The organism is Sphingomonas sp. GC_Shp_5 (assembly GCF_026540855.1).
GTDB lineage: Bacteria > Pseudomonadota > Alphaproteobacteria > Sphingomonadales > Sphingomonadaceae > Sphingomonas.
The window spans coordinates 1-16,499 of record NZ_JALNUP010000023.1 but is presented as its reverse complement, the minus strand read 5'-3'; the positions used below and the strand labels follow the sequence as shown (position 1 = coordinate 16,499).

The window sequence follows — 16,499 nt, the reverse complement described above, 5'->3', positions numbered from 1 at the left end:
TCGCAAGTCGGGTACGGAAACCCGCGCTTGCCGTAACGGCGACGCGGCGCCGCCATCCCCAAGCCAACGCGCCACAAACGAATCGGGCCCAGGCTTTCGCCCGGGCCCAATCCTTTTTTCAGCCGGCTGGCCCGGCGAACGTCGCGATCAGGCGACCTTCTTGACCTCGGCGACGATCTTCTGCGCGGCGTCGCCCAGGTCGTTGGCGGGGACGATCGCCAAGCCGGAATTGGCGAGGATGTCCTTGCCCTGCTGGACGTTGGTGCCTTCGAGGCGAACGACCAGCGGCACCTGGAGATTCACTTCCTTGGCGGCGGCGACGATGCCCTCGGCAATGATGTCGCAGCGCATGATGCCGCCGAAGATGTTGACGAGGATGCCCTTCACGTTCGGATCACCGAGGATGATCTTGAACGCCGCGGTCACCTTCTCGGTGGTGGCACCGCCGCCCACGTCGAGGAAGTTGGCGGGGAACATGCCGTTGAGCTTGATGATGTCCATCGTCGCCATGGCAAGACCGGCACCGTTGACCATGCAGCCGATGTCGCCATCGAGCTTGATGTAGGCGAGGTCGTACTTCGACGCCTCGAGCTCGGCCGGATCCTCCTCGGATTCGTCGCGCAGCTCCATCAAGTCCTTGTGGCGGAACATGGCGTTGCCGTCGAAGCCGACCTTGGCGTCGAGCACCATCAGCTTGCCGTCCTCCGTGACGGCGAGCGGGTTGATCTCGATCTGCTCGGCGTCGGTGCCGAGGAAGGCATCGTACAGCTTCGAGGCGACGTTGGCGGCCTGCTTGGCAAGATCACCGGTCAGCTCGAGCGCCGCGGCGACCGCACGGCCGTGGTGCGGCATGAAGCCGGTCGCGGTGTCGATGTCGATCGCGTGGATCTTCTCGGGCGTGTCGTGCGCGACGGTCTCGATGTCCATGCCGCCCTCGGTGGAGGCGACCATCGAGACGCGGCCGGTGGCGCGGTTGACGAGCAGCGCCAGGTAGAATTCCTTGGCGATGTCGACGCCGTCGGTGACGTAGAGGCGGTTGACCTGCTTGCCGGCATCGCCGGTCTGGATCGTCACCAGCGTGTTGCCAAGCATGTCCTGCGCCGCGGCGCGGACCTCGTCGGCCGACTTGGCGAGGCGGACGCCGCCCTTGGCCTCGGGGCTGAGTTCCTTGAACTTGCCCTTGCCGCGCCCGCCGGCGTGGATCTGCGCCTTGACGACGTAAAGCGGCCCGGGAAGCTTCTTGGAGACCTCGACCGCCTCGTCGACGGAAAGCGCGGCATAGCCCGCGGGAACGGGCACGCCGAACTTCGCCAGCAATTCCTTGGCTTGATATTCGTGGATGTTCATGGCCGTCCTCGCCTTTTGATACTAAGGGGATTTGCACGGCCTAAAGCACAGGCTGGCTGACGAATCCACCCCTCACGAAAAACGGTGGGGCGCAGTTATTGCAAACGCATCGCATTATCTGGAGCGATCATGTCCTGGCCGATCGGCATTCTTCTGTTTCTGGCGACGGTGATCGGCATGGAGGTGTTCGCCTATGCCGCGCACCGCTGGATCATGCATGGGCCGGGCTGGTTCCTCCACGCCAGCCATCACCGTCGGCGCGACGGCGCGTGGGAGCTAAACGACCTCTATGCGGCGATCTTCGCGGTACCGTCGTTCGTGCTGCTGCTCGGCGGGGTCCAGCTCGGCTGGTGGCCGGGCTGGGCTTGGATCGGTGCCGGGATCGCCGCTTATGGTGCGATCTACTTCGGCTTCCATGACATCATCGTCCACCAGCGAATCCCGACGCGCTACCTGCCCAAATCACGCTATATGAAGCGAATCGTCCAGGCGCATCGGCTGCATCACGTGGTCGAAACCCGCGAAGGCAATGTCTCGTTCGGCTTTCTGGTCGCACCCAAACCCGAGGCGCTGAAGGCTGAACTGAAGCGTCGCGGGCGCGCGGGGGTGCGGCGCTCGTCGTTGGCAGAAAAGTAACCATTGCGTGGCAGGACTCGGCGCCATGGAACAGCCATCCTTCACGCCCCCGTTCGAGCCGATGACCGCAGGCGACGACCATCGCCAGGCGCTGCGCAAGGCCGTGAAGATGCGTGCCCATCTGCGCGATCGCGGCCAGACCCGGTTCGAAATCGAGGTCACCGACCTGTCGATGTCCGGGTTCCGTGCCGAAACCAGCTTTACCTTGTGGCCGGGCACGGTGGTGTGGCTGACGCTGCCGGGGCTCGCGGGCCTCGAGGCGATGGTCGCCTGGCGCGACAAGTTCAAATATGGCTGCGCCTTCGCCAAGCCGCTCCATCCGGCCGTGTTCGACCATATCGTCGCGCTCAGCCAGCGCTGACGGGCTGGCGAATCCGCCTGAAAAGGCGCATAACAACGATCGGGAACGGGCCTGCGGGAACACCGCACGCCGGGGCAAGTCGTGGGGGGCAGATGGAGGCCTACCATGTTAGAAGCCGTTGCTGCCGCCAGCGCTCCTGACGAGGATGTCAGCGACGCCGCGCACCGCCTGATTTCATCCAACCGGATCGAGGGCACGCCGGTATTCGACCGATGCGGCGACAAGATCGGATCGATCCACGCGGTGATGATCGAAAAGCGCAGCGGCCAGGCAACGTATGCCGTGCTGACCTTCGGCGGGATCTTCGGCTTCGGCTCGCGGGCCTATCCGCTGCCCTGGTCGATGCTGACCTATGATCAGGCGCAGCGCGGCTATTGCCTGGCGGTGAAACGCGAGGACATCGAGGCGGCACCGTACATGACCCTCGACCAGGCCGACCGGCCGCGGCTGGCGCAGGAGCCGGTGTATCACCATTGGGACGAGTATCTCTGATCCCGATGGTGACGCGGCGACTCAGTCGAACAAGCTGGAGACGCTGGTTTCGTCGGCGATGCGCTTGATCGCCTCGCCCAGCAACGGGGCGATCGGCAGGTGGCGGATCTTGGCGGCGGCACCGATCGACTCGTGATTGCCGATGGTGTCGGTGATCACCAGCTCGCGCAGCGCCGACCCCTCGACCCGCGCCACCGCGCCGCCCGACAGCACGCCATGGGTGACATAGGCGACGACGTCCTCGGCGCCCGCCTCGCGCAGCGCCGCGGCGGCATTGCACAGGGTGCCGGCCGAATCGACGATATCGTCAATCAGCACGCAGAAGCGGCCCTCGACATCGCCGATGATGTTCATCACCTCGGATTCGCCGGCGCGCTCGCGGCGCTTGTCGACGATCGCGAGCGGGGCATTGTCGAGTCGCTTGGCGAGCTGGCGGGCGCGGACCACGCCGCCGACGTCGGGCGACACCACCATCAGATTCTTGCCGCGGAACCGCGCCTGGATGTCGGCGCTCATCACCGGCGCGGCATAGAGATTGTCGGTGGGGATATCGAAGAAGCCCTGGATCTGGCCGGCGTGGAGATCGACCGACAACACCCGGTCGGCACCGGCGACGGTGATCAGATTGGCGACCAGCTTGGCCGAAATCGGCGTGCGCGGCCCCGGCTTCCGGTCCTGCCGGGCATAGCCCATGTAAGGCACCACCGCGGTGATCCGCCGCGCCGACGAACGCTTGAGCGCGTCGATGATGATCAGCAGCTCCATGAGGTTGTCGTTGGCCGGAAAGCCGGTCGACTGGAGCACGAACACGTCCTCGCCGCGGACATTCTCCTGGATCTCGACGAAGATCTCCTCGTCGGCGAAGCGGCGTACCAGCGCATCGGTAAGGGGGATCTCGAGATAATCGGCGATCTCGCGTGCGAGCGGGAGATTGGAATTGCCGGTCAACAGTTTCATCGCGAAGCCCCTTCGAATCCGGTCGCCTTAGTCGCGGCACCCTGCCAGCGGAAGGGGTTTGCCCGTCCCAGCCCTGGATCGTAAGGCCGGGCTATGACCGTCGTCACCCGCTTCGCCCCCTCGCCCACCGGGCGTCTTCACGTCGGCAACATCCGCGCCGCGCTGCATAACTGGCTGTTCGCACAGCAGCAGGGCGGGCGGTTCGTCCTGCGCATCGACGATACCGATGCCGAGCGCAGCGAGGAACGCCATGTCGACGCGATCCGCGCCGATCTCGCCTGGCTCGGCCTGGTGCCCGACGGCGAGGAACGGCAGTCGGCAAGGTTCGCGCTGTACCAGGCGCGGTTCGACGCGCTGGTCGCGGCGGGGCGGATCTACCCGGCGTACGAGACGGCACAGGAGCTCGACCTCAAGCGCAAGATCGCCGCGGGCCGCGGGCTGCCGCCGGTGTACGACCGCGCCGCGCTGGCATTGAGCGACGCGCAGCGGGCCAGCCTGGAGGGCGAAGGCATCGCCCCGCACTGGCGCTTCAAGCTCGATCATGACGTGCCGATCGCATGGGACGATCTGATCCGCGGAGCCCAGAAGTTCGATGCGGCAACGATGAGCGACCCCGTGGTGCGCCGCGCCGACGGCTCGTGGCTCTATATGCTGCCCTCGGCGATCGACGACGCCGAGATGGCGATCAGCCATGTGGTCCGCGGCGAGGACCACGTCTCCAACACCGCGCTGCAGCTGCAGATGTTCGCGGCGATAGGGGCGACTCCGCCGCGCTTTGCGCATGAGGCGCTGCTCACCGGCGCCGAGGGCAAGCTTTCCAAGCGGCTGGGGTCGCTCGGCGTCGATCACTTCCGCGAGGAGGGCCTCGAGCCGCAGGCGGTGATTGCGCTGCTCGCGCGGATCGGGACCAGCGATCCGGTGGAGCCGGTGCCGACGCCCGCGCCGCTGATCGCCGGCTTCGACTTCGCGCGGTTCGGCCGGGCGCCGGCGCGGTTCGACGAGGCGGAGCTCGCGCAGCTCAACGCGCGGATTGTCCACCAGTTGCCCCATGCCGCGGTCGCCGAGCGGCTGCCGGCCGGGATGACCGCGGCGGAATGGGATGCGGTGCGGCCCAACCTGACGCGAGTCGCCGAGGCTGCCGATTGGTGGCGGGTGATCGAGGGCCCGATCGAGGCACCCGGCGCCGACGACGAGACGCGGAATTATCTGGCCCAGGCGGCCGCCGCGGCGGCGGCGATCGACTGGTCCGCCGATCCCTGGCACGCGCTGACCAGCCGGCTGAAGGAGCAGACCGGTCGCAAGGGCAAGGCGCTGTTCCTGCCGCTGCGCCAGGCACTGACCGGGCTCGACCATGGCCCCGACATGGCGGCGCTGCTGCCGCTGATCGGCGAGACACGGGCGGTGGCCCGGCTGCAGGGCTAGCCGAGTCGCGCGCAAACCTGCGGCGATTACGGTAGAATCGGGCACAAGTTGAGTGAAGTTGTCATGCACAATGCACCTCTCAACTTCGAACGTTTCATCACTTAGCCGATGTGACCGCATCGACAGGCTGACGGCCCTGCACGCTGGTCAGTCGCCGTTAACTTCACCCTCTTCATCGGGAAGCTTGGCCTCGACGCGGCGTCTGCGCACGTCGTTCAGCAGATCCTCGATCTCGAACAACAGCGCGCGCCCCTGGTCGGTCTTGCCGTTGGTGTCGTCCTGATCCTCCGCGAACAGCAGTTTGGCGCGGGCCGCGAGATCGAGCAGCGCTGCATAGCGCTCTTCGCCAAGCTTCTTGCGAACGACGGCGAAACCTTCAGTCAGTGCAGTAAACTCGGTATTGATATTGATGCCGGGAAGGTAGCTTGTGCCGGACGCAAAAGTCGGAGCTCCTAGGATCATCGAACCCAACAGGTCATAGATCTCGCTCAGTGATGAGGGCACATAAGGCTTCGCACTGAAATAGGAACTAGGCTGGCTCATTGTGTTCTCTCCGGGCGTGAAATAGCGTAAGCGTGATCGGCTCCGACCTGCCGCGGACGAACAATAATCACGAGCCGCGGTCGGAAATCGGCATTGAAGAACCCTCGCACCTGTGAGGTGCCAAGTGTCTTACGGGTAAGCGTCACGTCAATTGCGATGTCATCCACCCGCGCATCTGGCCGCCGATAGGTACGATCTCCATCCGTGTCGCTATACTCCCTGCGGTTGACGCGCACGGGTCCCGCTCCGTCAGATATGATACCTAACCGGTTGTACTGCCTTAGAAGGTTAGTGCGAACTTGTCTGTCGATGTAATTGCCCAACGCTTCCTGGTTAGACAGCCTGGTTTTAAGCCGACCATTTCTTAGCAGCACCAATCCTTGATCATAAGCCACATCGACGCTTTCCTGTAGGAAGCGCAGCGTCTCCACCTGTAGCGGCTCGTAATTACCCTTGATCCGCGCGATCATCGCCGCGCGCTGGAAGCGCAGGTCGTTCACCTTGGCCGTCAGCCCAGCAACCGTCTGGATCGGGTTACCGGTCGCATCCGTGGGCACGATCTCGTCATAATGCCACGCAGGATCCATCGCCTTGATCTGAGCCATGAGCTGCCGGGCATGACCCTGCAGCAACTCTGCTTTTGCTGCTTCCGCGGGACCGGTGAGGTCGAACAAATTGTCAGCGACAGCGAAGACCGCGCCGCCGGGCGTGCCACGCCATTGCGGAAAAGATTGGCGGAGGGTCATCGGGTCTTCGAACGCGCGTGAGTTTCCCCCTCGTCCGACGACCGGAGGTTCGGGCGCTGGCGCAAGTCTCGCCTGCGTCTGCGCTCTCGCCGACGCTCCATCGTACGTTGCTCGCGCACCGCCCGGCGCAAAGGTGAACCGCCCGTCTCGCGGATCGTGATAGGGATTGAACTTAAGTTCGAGCCCGTCGGCGCCGCGCACCGGGGGCAGTTTGCCCGTGCGTAGCCAGGCTGCAAATAGCCGCCGCCGATCAGTTTCGGATTCTATGATCATGCCGCCTCTCCCCATGGGCGACCGGAACATTTGAGCAACATTTTCCAACATGTCAAGCAGGCGCGAATCTGCTTGCCTGCGGCGGGGCTGGCTTCGGCCGCCCCGCTTCCCTATCTTGGCGCCATGCAGTTCTTCGCCCGCCTGTCACCGGTTCGCGCCTATAAGGATCTGCGCTTCTTCCTTGCGCAGCGGCACCCTTATGAGCTCGGCTTCCTGGCCGCCGCGCTCGCGGTCACCGGCTTCTTCCTCTACGCGTTCATGCGCAGCGACTATGTGCCGCCGGTCTATCAGCCGCACATCATCTATGTGCAGCAATGGCGCGCCGACCGCACCGATGCCGAGATCAAGGCGCAGCAGGCGATCGACAAGGTGGACCAGGACAAGCGCATCGCCGACCAGAAGGCGGCGGAGGCCAAGGTCAAGGCGGACTATCGCAAGCTCGATCAATCGTTGTCGAAGTGGGGGCTCTGAGCAGTCCTCACGCCGGCGTGACCGACGACGGTCGCCGGATGGACACGGCGCTGGCGCTAGCGTCACGCGGCCGCGGGCGCACCGCACCCAACCCTAATGTCGGCTGCGTGATCGTCCGCGACGGCCGGGTGGTCGGCCGCGGCTGGACTCAGCCCGGCGGACGGCCGCATGCCGAGGCGATGGCGCTCGCCGAGGCGGGTGATGGTGCGCGCGGCGCGACCGCTTATGTGACGCTGGAACCGTGCGCGCATCGTTCGCCGCGCGGGCCGGCATGCTCGACGCTGCTGGTCGCGGCCGGGGTGGCGCGGGTGGTGGTGGCGATGGGTGATCCCGATCCGCGCACCGATGGCACGGGACTCGCACGGCTGCGCGACGCCGGGATCGCGGTGACCACCGGCGTGCGCGCGGCCGCGGCGGCGGCATCGATGGCGGGGTTCCTGACCCGGCTGCGCCTGGGGCGGCCGTTCGTCACCCTCAAGCTCGCCACGTCGCTCGACGGCTGCATCGCGCTGGCGGATGGCACGAGTCGCTGGATCACCGGACCCGAGGCGCGCGCGCATGCGCATCTCGAGCGTAGCCGCCACGAGGCGATCCTGGTCGGGCGCGGCACGGTCGATGCGGATGCGCCGCGGCTGGATGTTCGACTGGCGGGATTGGAAGCGCGCAGCCCGGTTCGCGTGATGCTGACGCGCGGCGGGGATGGAGCGGACGTGGCGCAGGAGGACGTGATTGCCTCAACTAGTCATCCCAGCGGAAGCTGGGATCTCGTCAAGGCGCACACGGATGGAGCCGCGAAAGACCCCAGCGTGCGCTTGGGTGACGGCCATGGCGAGTATGATCGAGTTGGCGACTGGCTGACCATCGCCGCCCCTGAAGCCATCGCCGGACTCGCCGGCGTCGACCACCTGCTGGTGGAAGGCGGCGCCGAGACTGCGGCGGCGTTCCTGCGCGCAGAACTAGTCGATCGGCTGCTGCTGTACCGCGCGCCGATTCTGATCGGGGCGGGCAGACGCTCGCTCGGCGACATCGGGCTTAGCGATCTCGCATTGGCACATGGCCGCTGGTGGCTGGAGGATGCGCGCCAACTTGGCAGCGACCGGCTGGAGGTCTACGGGCACGGGCCATGTTTACCGGCATAATCTCCGATATCGGCACCATCACCTCGGTGGAGGCGCGCGGCGACACGCGGATGGTCGTCAGCACCGCCTATGACACCGGCGGAATCGAGCTCGGCGCGTCGATCGCCTGTTCGGGCGTGTGCCTGACGGTGGTCGACAAGGCCGCCGCCGGCGAGCCGGGCTGGTTCGCGGTCGACGTCAGCCACGAGACGCTGAGCCGCACCGCGCCGGGCCAGTGGCATCAGGGACAGCGATTGAACCTCGAGCGCGCGATGAAGCTCGGCGACGAGCTCGGCGGCCATATCGTCACCGGTCATGTCGATGGTGTCGCCACCGTCACCGAGCTGGTGGCGGACGGCGACTCGCGGCGGATCGGCTTCCGCGTCCCCGCGGCGCTGGCGCCGTTCCTTGCCACCAAGGGCTCGATCACGGTCGACGGCGTGTCGCTCACCGTCAACGCGGTGACCGATCATGCCGAGGGCACCGATTTCGCGGTCAACATCATTCCCCACACGCAGGCGATGACCACGCTTGGCGCCATCAAGCCCGGCCAGGCGGTCAACATCGAGATCGACGTGCTCGCCCGCTACCTCCAACGCATGGAGCATTATCGTGCCCACCCAGCCGCTTAAGCCCGAGCTCTCGCGCCTGCGCCACGCCTTTTTGTCGAGCCCGGAAGAGATCATCGACGAGGCCAAGAACGGCCGGATGTTCATCCTGGTCGACGACGAGGACCGCGAGAACGAGGGCGACCTGGTGATCCCAGCGCAGATGGCGACGCCCGAGAAGATCAACTTCATGGCCAAGCATGGCCGCGGGCTGATCTGCCTGGCGCTGACCAAGAAGCGCGTCGAGGAGCTCGGCCTGGGGCTGATGAGCCGCAACAACGGCACCCGCTACGAGACCGCCTTCACCACCTCGATCGAGGCGCGCGACGGCGTGACCACCGGCATCTCGGCGGCGGACCGGGCGCGGACGGTGGCGGTGGCGATCGATTCGTCCAAGGGCAAGGACGAGATCGTCACCCCGGGCCACGTCTTCCCGCTGGTCGCGCGCGATGGCGGGGTGCTGGTGCGCACCGGCCATACCGAGGCGGCCGTGGACGTGTCGCGGCTCGCCGGCTTGAACCCCTCGGGCGTGATCTGCGAGATCATGAACGAGGACGGGACGATGGCGCGGCTCGACGACCTCGTCACCTTCGCGCAGTTCCACAACCTCAAGATCGGCACGATCCGAGACCTGATCGCCTATCGCCGCCGCTACGACCATCTCGTCGAAAAGCGCGCCGAGGCCAAGTTCACCAGCGACTGGGGCGGCGAATGGACCGCGCTGACCTATTGGAACAAGGCGACCGGCACCGAGCAGATCGCGCTGGTCAAGGGCAAGGTGGACCCGACCAGGCCGACGCTGGTGCGGATGCATGCGCTGTCGCCGTTCGCCGACATCTTCGGCGAGGACGGCTGCCGCGGCGGGCTGCTGCGCCGCTCGATGGAGATGATCGCCGCGGAGGGCGCGGGGGTGATCGTGGTGATCAACAAGCCGCGCGCCGACCAGTTCACCCTGGCGCTGCAATCGCGCGCCGGCACCCTCGCCGAGACCGACATGGAGGAGTTGCGCGACTATGGCGTCGGCGCGATGATCCTCACCGAACTCGGCGTCGAGGAAATGGTGCTGCTCACCAACACCCACCACACGCTCATCGGGCTCGACGGCTATGGCCTGTCGATCGTCGGCGAGCGCCGCATTGAAACGGAAAACTGATGGCCCACGTCCTCATCGTCGAAGCGCGCTTCTACGACCATCTCAACGACCTGCTGGTGGCGGGCGCGCGCGCCGCGATCGAGGCCGCGGGCCACAGCCACGAGACGATCACCGTGCCGGGGGCGCTCGAGGTGCCGGGCACGATCGCGATGGCGGCGGAAAGCGGCCAATATGATGCCTTCGTCGCCTTGGGCGTGGTGATCCGCGGCGAGACCTATCATTTCGAGATCGTCGCCAACGAGAGCGCGCGCGGGATCATGGCGCTGACCATGGATGGTCTGGCGATCGGCAACGGCATCCTCACCACCGAGGACGAAGCGCAGGCGCTGGTCCGGGCGCGGCCGACCGAGCTCGACAAGGGCGGCGGCGCGGCCAAGGCGGCGCTGGCGATGATGGCGCTGGCGGCGCGGTTCGGCTGATCCGGTGACCGACGTCCCGCCCTCGCGCTGGAAGGTGGTCGAGCGCGGGCGGCGGCTGGAGGTGATCGACCGGCTGAGCGGCAAGGCGGTGGCGCAGCATGAGCTACCGGGCAACGCCGCTCCGGGGCCCGGGCGCCTCACCGGGGCGCTGCAATCGCTGCGGCCGCAGCAGACCCGGTTCGATGGCGGCGGAACGCTCACCACCCATCCCTTCTACGACGCCAAGGGCCCGCGGACGCTGCAGCTCGATGGCGGCAGCGCGGCACTGATCGCGCGGGTGCGGATCGCTGCCGCGGTGCTCGGGATGGCGCTGGCGGTTGCGGCGCTCGCCTGGCCGTGGGTGCTGCTGGTGCTGGTGCCGCTGCTGCAGGGCAGTTTCCGCAAGCCGCTGCGCGCGGCGGCGACCCGGTGGCTGGACCGGGTCGATCGGGAAAACGCCTAGCGGCCCTCACCCGTACCGCCGGCAGGGTGAGGGCCGCCGCTCGCGGTGTTACGCCGCCGCGGTCTCGAGCGCCGGATAGTCGGTGTAGCCCTCGGGGCCCTTGCTGTACCAGGTCGGCTGATCGTCCTTGGCAAGCGGCGCGCCAGTACGCAGGCGCTCGACCAGATCGGGGTTGGCGATGAACGGACGGCCGAAGGCGATGCCGTCGGCGAGCCCCGAGTCGAGATCGGCCTGCGCCTCGGCCAGCGTATAATCCTGGTTGAGGATCAGCGGGCCGCTGAACACCTTGCGGATCTCGGGCGACAGCTTGGGCACCTCGGTGCTGCCGAAGGTGCCGTCGGGACCGAGCTCGCGCAGCTCGAGGAAGGCGATGCCGAGATCGTCGAGCGCCTGAGCGGCGGGGATGAAGACGGACAAGGGGTTGCTGTCGTCCGCACCCTGGGTCTCGCCATTGGGCGACAGGCGGATGCTGGTGCGCCCGGCGCCGATCGCATCGACCACCCGCGCGACCAATTCGCGCATGAAGCGGACCCGGTTTTCCGGGCTGCCGCCATATTCGTCATCACGGAAGTTGGTGCCATCGCGCAGGAACTGGTCGATCAGATAGCCATTGGCGCCATGGAGCTGGACACCGTCGAACCCGGCGCGCAGCGCGGCGCGGGCGGCCTCGGCATATTCGTCCTGCGCGCGCGCAATGTCGTCGAGCGTCGCCGCCTGGGCCTCGACATAGGGGTTCTCGGGCTTGTGATAGGGCGCGCGGGTCGCCGAGGACGACAGCGGGGTGACGCCGGTGACGTCGGGGCGCGCGAGCCGGCCCATGTGCCAGATCTGCGCGACGATATGCCCGCCCGCCTCGTGCACCGCGGCGGTGATCGGCTTCCACGCCTCGATCTGCTCCTCGGTCCACAGCCCCGGCGCGTTCGGCCAGCCCATGCCCTGGCGGCTGACCCCGGTGCCTTCGGTGATGATCAGCCCGGCGCCGGCGCGCTGACGATAATAGTCGATCATGATCTCGGTAGGGACGTGGCCATCGGTGGCGCGGCCGCGGGTGAGCGGGGCCATCAGCACGCGATTGGCGGCAGGAATATCGCCCAGCGTAACGGGATCGAACAGGCTCGGCATGCAGGGCTCCAACTTTTGTTTCACTGACGGATCGCAGATAGGAAGCTACACCGCGGCATGCACGCCGCGACGCCCCCAATAAATTCTGTTCCGCCGCCAACCGCCGCCGTGCCGGCCGCGACCCCGGCGAGCGCCTTCGTCGCCTTGCTGATCGGGAATGTCGCGCTCGCCTTCGGGGGCTGGTTCGTGCGGCTTGCCGATACCGGGCCGGTGGCGGCGGCCTTCTGGCGGATGGCGATCGCCCTGCCCTTCCTGGTGGTGCTGGCGCTGGCGAGCGGGGCACGACCGCGGCGGATGGACCGGTGGATGTGGGTGATGCTGGCCGCCGGCGGCGTCGCCTTCGCGCTCGACCTTGGCACCTGGCACCTCGGCATCCTGCGCACCACGCTTGCCAATGCGACGCTGTTTGGCAATTCGGCGACGCTGATCTTCCCTATCTACGGCTTCCTGATCGCGCGGGCCTGGCCCAACCGCACCCAGGCGCTCGCGCTCGGGCTCGCCTTTGCCGGCGCGGCGCTGCTGATGGGGCGATCGTACCAGCTCGACCCGCGAAACCTCGCCGGCGACCTGCTCTGCGTGCTCGCCGGGCTGCTCTACACACTCTATTTCGTGCTGATGGCGCGGGTGCGCACGACCATGGCGCCGCTGCCGGCGCTGGCGCTGTCGACGATGGCCAGCGTCGCGCCGCTGCTGGTGTTCGCGCTGATCCTCGGCGAGCGGGTGATGCCCGGTGACTGGACGCCGCTGATCGGCCTGGCGGTGGTGAGCCAGCTGATCGGCCAGGGCTGCATGATCTATGCGCTCGGCAAGGCATCGCCGCTGGTGGTGGGGGTCGCGCTGCTGGTGCAGCCGGTGGTGGCAGGCGCGATCGGCTGGATCGACTATGGCGAGCGGCTGCACGGCCCCGATTTCATCGGCGTCGCCCTCGTCTGCCTGGCGCTGGTGCTGGTGCGGCGCGGCGACACCGCGGCGACACCGGTGGTTGCACCCGCGGCGCGAGAAGCGCAGGAGCATTCGTGATGACCGAGGATCTGACGCTCGACGAAATCCGCGTGGCGCTCGCGCCGGGGATCGCCGCCAATGCCGCCTTCGACGGCTGGAGCGACGCCGCGCGCGACATGGCCGCCGATGCAAAAGGGATCGACCGCGGCATCGCGGCGCTCGCGTTCCCTGGCGGGGCGGTGGACATGATCGATGCCTGGTTCGCCAGCGTCGACGCGGCAATGGCAGCGGCGCTGCCCCCTGAGCAACTGGCGGCAATGAAGATTCGCGGCCGCATCGCCGCACTGGTGGAAGCCCGCCTCGCCGCGGTCGCGACCTCGCGCGAATCACTGCGCCGCGCGCTGACCATCCTCGCCATGCCGCAGCACCTCGCGCGTGGCGCGCGACTCGGCTGGCGGACGGTGGACGAGATCTGGGCTCGCGCCGGCGATACCGCGACCGACTATAACCATTATACCAAGCGCACCATCCTGCTCGGCGTCTATGCCGCGACGGTGACGGTGTTCCTCGACGACGACAGCGACGACTGGGCCGACACCCGCGCCTTTCTCGCCCGGCGGATCGACGGGATCATGCGCTTCGAAAAGGCCAAGGCCGGGTTCGTGCGGCGAACCGGGCATATGCCGAGCCTCTCGCGGTTCATCGGGCGGTTGCGCTACCCAGTGGTGTGAGGGCGCGCGGCGGCACCCGACGCTGCCGCTCAGCGCTTCCGCAAATGCGGCAGAATGCATTTACTCGGCGATCAGTAAATGATAATCAGTCGCATCATGGATATGTCCCGCCACGTCGTGCCCGAACTCAGCCTGGTTTCGCTTCCGCGTCGACAGCAGGCGACCGTCGCCGCGATCGACTGGGCGCTGCTCGCGGTGCCCGAGGCGCGCCGGCTGCGCGAGTTCGGCTTCGACGAGGGCGTCGCGGTGGAGGTGCTGCATCGCGCCTCGCTCGGCAACGGGCCGATCGCCTGCCGGATCGGGCGAATGACGGTGGCGCTGCGCCGCGCGGTCGCCAGCGCGATCCACGTCGATCCCGCCACCCCCGCTGCTACCGTCGCTTTCGCCGGATAGAATGAACGCAGCACCGCTGGTGGCGCTGGTCGGCAATCCCAATGCCGGCAAGAGCGCGCTGTTCAATGCCCTGACCGGCGCCCGCCAGAAGGTCGGCAATTATCCCGGTGTTACCGTCGAGCGGCATTCGGGCCGACTCGTGCTCGATGACGGTCGCCCGGTCGAGCTGATCGACCTGCCCGGCGCCTACAGCCTCGATCCGTCCAGCCCCGACGAGCGCGTCACCCGCGACGTCGTCACCGGCACCAGCAGCCTCGAGCGGCGGCCGGATGCGCTGGTGGTGGTGGTGGATGCCGCCAACCTCGACAATCACCTGCGCTTCACCCTCCAGCTGATTGCGCTAGAGATACCGGTGGTGGTCGCGCTCAACATGGTCGACCTCGCCGAGCGCGACGGGCTGGTGCTCGATCCCGCGGTGCTCGAACGCGAACTCGGCGTCACGGTGGTGCCGACCGTCGCGGTGCGCAAGCGCGGGCTCGATGCGCTGCGCGGCGCGGTGGCGGACGCGGTCGGCGGTGGCGGCGTGGTACGCACCCCGGCGCGGCCGATCGAGGCGGGCGCCGACATGGCCGGGCTGCAGCGCCGCGCGCGCCAGATCGCCGCGGCGGCGACCGTGTCCGAGACTGCGGGGCGGCGCTGGGCGAATCTGCTCGACGCGGTCGCGCTCCACCCGGTGGCCGGGCCGCTGGTGCTGGTCGCCATTCTGTTCCTGATGTTCCAGGCGGTGTTCAGCTGGGCGACTGTGCCCGCCGACCTGATCGACGCCGGCTTTGCCGACCTGCAAGGGCTGATCAAGGCATCAATGCCCGACAGCTTCGTGCGCTCGCTGATCACCGACGGGCTGGTCGCCGGTGTCGGCGCGGTGGTCGTGTTCCTGCCGCAGATCCTCATCCTGTTCCTGTTCATCCTGGTGCTCGAATCGTCGGGCTACATGGTCCGCGCCGCGTTTCTGATGGACCGGCTGATGGCGACCGTCGGCCTCTCCGGCCGCGCCTTCATCCCGCTGCTGTCGAGCTTTGCCTGCGCGGTGCCGGGGATCATGGCGACGCGGACGATCGAGGATGAGAAGGACCGGCTGACCACCATCCTGATCGCGCCGCTGATGACGTGCAGCGCGCGCTGGCCGGTGTACACGCTGATCATCGGCGCGATGATCCCCAACACCCGGGTGCTGCCGGGCGTGGGCCTGCAAGGGCTGGTAATGTTCGGGCTGCTGATCATCGGCATCGCCGGCGCCTATGTGGCGGCGCTGTTGCTGCGGCGGACGGTGACCAAGGGCGTCTCGTCCGGCTTCATGATGGAGATGCCCAAATACCAGTGGCCGCGGGCGGGCGATGTGCTGATCGGGCTGTGGCAGCGCGCGATAGTGTTCCTCAAGCGCGCCGGCACCACCATCGCGTTGACCACGGTGGTGCTGTGGCTGCTGCTGAGCTTCCCCAAGCCGCCGGAAGGATCAGGCATCTCGCCGGTGAGCTATTCGATCGCGGGGCGGATCGGCAGCGGCATCGAGGTGCTGGTGAAGCCGATCGGCTTCAACCGCGACATCGCGCTGGCGCTGCTCCCCGCAATGGCGGCACGCGAGGTGGCGGTGTCTGCGATCGGCACCGTCTATGCGATCGACGACACCAACGATGCCGGCACGAGCAAGATCACCGACCAGATCCGCGGCCGCTGGACGCTGCCGACCTCACTCGCCTTCCTGATGTGGTTCGTGTTCGCGCCGCAGTGCATTTCGACGATCGCGGTGACCCGCCGCGAGACCAACGGCTGGAAGTGGCCGCTGTTCATGGTTGGCTATTTGTTCGCCGCCGCCTACATCATGGCCGGCATAACCTACTGGCTGGCGGTGTTCGCCGGCCTCTGATTTCGAGGCATTCATGGCGGGCAGCGTCAACAAGGTCATTCTCGTCGGCAACCTGGGGCGCGACCCCGAAAGCCGGAGCTTCCAGAACGGCGGCAAGGTCGTCGAACTGCGGATCGCGACCAGCGAGTCCTGGAAGGACAAGAGCAGCGGCGAGCGCAAGGAAAAGACCGAGTGGCACACCGTGAAGGTGTTCAACGAGGGTCTGGCCAACGTCGCCGAGCGGTTCCTCCGCAAGGGATCGAAGGTCTACATCGAGGGCGCGCTGACCACCCGCAAGTGGCAGGATCAGCAGGGCCAGGACCGCTATTCGACCGAGATCACGCTGCAGGGCTTCAATTCGGTGCTGACCATGCTCGATGGCCCGAACGGTGGCCAGGGTGGCGCCGGCGGTAATCGCGGCGGTGGCGGCGGCGGCGACGATTGGGCCGGCGGCAATGACGATTTCGGTGGCAACGGCGG

The 16,499-nt window shown here is 67.3% G+C and carries 20 protein-coding genes; 15 read left to right on the top strand and 5 right to left on the bottom strand.

The window, feature by feature from the left end; translation table 11 throughout:
• Positions 1-147: 147 nt before the first annotated feature.
• A complete protein-coding gene (gene sucC, locus OXR60_RS16010; RefSeq protein WP_267396942.1) occupies positions 148-1,347 on the bottom strand; it encodes an ADP-forming succinate--CoA ligase subunit beta in 1,200 nt (399 codons plus the stop codon).
• A gap of 129 nt (positions 1,348-1,476) precedes the next feature.
• Here sucC and OXR60_RS16005 point away from each other — a divergent pair, with 129 nt between their 5' ends.
• From OXR60_RS16005 to OXR60_RS15995, 3 genes are all read left to right on the top strand, one after another.
• Positions 1,477-1,983, top strand: coding sequence for a sterol desaturase family protein (locus OXR60_RS16005; protein WP_267396941.1), 507 nt, complete (start codon positions 1,477-1,479; stop codon positions 1,981-1,983).
• A gap of 25 nt (positions 1,984-2,008) precedes the next feature.
• The gene (locus tag OXR60_RS16000; protein ID WP_267396940.1) at positions 2,009-2,344 is read left to right on the top strand and encodes a pilus assembly protein PilZ; all 336 of its coding nucleotides are present in this window, start codon (positions 2,009-2,011) and stop codon (positions 2,342-2,344) included.
• A 105-nt stretch (positions 2,345-2,449) separates the two neighbouring features.
• Complete coding sequence (locus OXR60_RS15995; RefSeq protein ID WP_267396939.1) at positions 2,450-2,836, top strand: PRC-barrel domain-containing protein; 387 nt, start codon at positions 2,450-2,452, stop codon at positions 2,834-2,836.
• Between the two features lie 21 nt (positions 2,837-2,857).
• Here the strand turns inward: OXR60_RS15995 and OXR60_RS15990 are convergent, their stop codons facing one another.
• On the bottom strand, positions 2,858-3,793 hold the full coding sequence (locus OXR60_RS15990; protein WP_267396938.1) for a ribose-phosphate pyrophosphokinase: 936 nt from the start codon (positions 3,791-3,793) through the stop codon (positions 2,858-2,860).
• A 93-nt stretch (positions 3,794-3,886) separates the two neighbouring features.
• Here OXR60_RS15990 and gltX point away from each other — a divergent pair, with 93 nt between their 5' ends.
• Positions 3,887-5,215, top strand: coding sequence for a glutamate--tRNA ligase (gene gltX / locus OXR60_RS15985; protein ID WP_267396937.1), 1,329 nt, complete (start codon positions 3,887-3,889; stop codon positions 5,213-5,215).
• 147 nt (positions 5,216-5,362) lie between these two features.
• Here the strand turns inward: gltX and OXR60_RS15980 are convergent, their stop codons facing one another.
• Together OXR60_RS15980 and OXR60_RS15975 are read right to left on the bottom strand one after the other, a co-directional pair.
• A complete protein-coding gene (locus OXR60_RS15980; protein WP_267396936.1) occupies positions 5,363-5,758 on the bottom strand; it encodes a hypothetical protein in 396 nt (131 codons plus the stop codon).
• Positions 5,755-6,777: a hypothetical protein gene (locus OXR60_RS15975; RefSeq protein WP_267396935.1), complete on the bottom strand. Its 1,023-nt coding sequence runs from the start codon at positions 6,775-6,777 to the stop codon at positions 5,755-5,757. The genes OXR60_RS15980 and OXR60_RS15975 overlap by 4 nt, the downstream gene beginning before the upstream one ends.
• A 123-nt stretch (positions 6,778-6,900) precedes the next feature.
• Here OXR60_RS15975 and OXR60_RS15970 point away from each other — a divergent pair, with 123 nt between their 5' ends.
• From OXR60_RS15970 to OXR60_RS15945, 6 genes are read left to right on the top strand one after another with little or no spacing between them, the layout of a single operon-like run.
• A complete protein-coding gene (locus OXR60_RS15970) occupies positions 6,901-7,248 on the top strand; it encodes a hypothetical protein (protein ID WP_267396934.1) in 348 nt (115 codons plus the stop codon).
• A 38-nt stretch (positions 7,249-7,286) separates the two neighbouring features.
• On the top strand, positions 7,287-8,387 hold the full coding sequence (gene ribD / locus OXR60_RS15965) for a bifunctional diaminohydroxyphosphoribosylaminopyrimidine deaminase/5-amino-6-(5-phosphoribosylamino)uracil reductase RibD (protein WP_267396933.1): 1,101 nt from the start codon (positions 7,287-7,289) through the stop codon (positions 8,385-8,387).
• Positions 8,372-8,998, top strand: a complete 627-nt coding sequence (locus tag OXR60_RS15960; RefSeq protein ID WP_267396932.1) for a riboflavin synthase — start codon at positions 8,372-8,374, stop codon at positions 8,996-8,998. Before ribD ends, OXR60_RS15960 begins: the two co-directional genes overlap by 16 nt.
• Entirely contained in the window at positions 8,979-10,127 is a 1,149-nt protein-coding gene (gene ribB / locus OXR60_RS15955; RefSeq protein WP_267396931.1) for a 3,4-dihydroxy-2-butanone-4-phosphate synthase, read from the top strand. Before OXR60_RS15960 ends, ribB begins: the two co-directional genes overlap by 20 nt.
• On the top strand, positions 10,127-10,546 hold the full coding sequence (gene ribH / locus OXR60_RS15950) for a 6,7-dimethyl-8-ribityllumazine synthase (RefSeq protein ID WP_267396930.1): 420 nt from the start codon (positions 10,127-10,129) through the stop codon (positions 10,544-10,546). The genes ribB and ribH overlap by 1 nt, the downstream gene beginning before the upstream one ends.
• Before the next feature lie 4 nt (positions 10,547-10,550).
• Positions 10,551-10,988 carry a hypothetical protein gene (locus OXR60_RS15945; protein ID WP_267396929.1) on the top strand — a complete coding sequence of 146 codons (438 nt, stop codon included), beginning with the start codon at positions 10,551-10,553 and terminating at the stop codon, positions 10,986-10,988.
• Between the two features lie 48 nt (positions 10,989-11,036).
• On the opposite strand, the gene OXR60_RS15940 is transcribed toward OXR60_RS15945, so the two are convergent.
• Positions 11,037-12,110, bottom strand: coding sequence for an alkene reductase (locus OXR60_RS15940; RefSeq protein WP_267396928.1), 1,074 nt, complete (start codon positions 12,108-12,110; stop codon positions 11,037-11,039).
• A 57-nt stretch (positions 12,111-12,167) separates the two neighbouring features.
• On the opposite strand from OXR60_RS15940, the gene OXR60_RS15935 reads away from it, so the two are divergent.
• The 5 genes from OXR60_RS15935 to ssb form a co-directional block, all read left to right on the top strand.
• Positions 12,168-13,130: a DMT family transporter gene (locus tag OXR60_RS15935; RefSeq protein ID WP_267396927.1), complete on the top strand. Its 963-nt coding sequence runs from the start codon at positions 12,168-12,170 to the stop codon at positions 13,128-13,130.
• Positions 13,130-13,783 carry a COQ9 family protein gene (locus OXR60_RS15930; protein WP_267396926.1) on the top strand — a complete coding sequence of 218 codons (654 nt, stop codon included), beginning with the start codon at positions 13,130-13,132 and terminating at the stop codon, positions 13,781-13,783. Before OXR60_RS15935 ends, OXR60_RS15930 begins: the two co-directional genes overlap by 1 nt.
• A gap of 96 nt (positions 13,784-13,879) precedes the next feature.
• Entirely contained in the window at positions 13,880-14,176 is a 297-nt protein-coding gene (locus OXR60_RS15925; protein ID WP_267396925.1) for a FeoA family protein, read from the top strand.
• A gap of 1 nt (position 14,177) precedes the next feature.
• A complete protein-coding gene (locus OXR60_RS15920) occupies positions 14,178-16,040 on the top strand; it encodes a ferrous iron transporter B (protein ID WP_267396924.1) in 1,863 nt (620 codons plus the stop codon).
• A 13-nt stretch (positions 16,041-16,053) separates the two neighbouring features.
• Positions 16,054-16,499: single-stranded DNA-binding protein (gene ssb / locus OXR60_RS15915; protein WP_267396923.1), on the top strand; the 446-nt coding region annotated here is incomplete at its 3' end.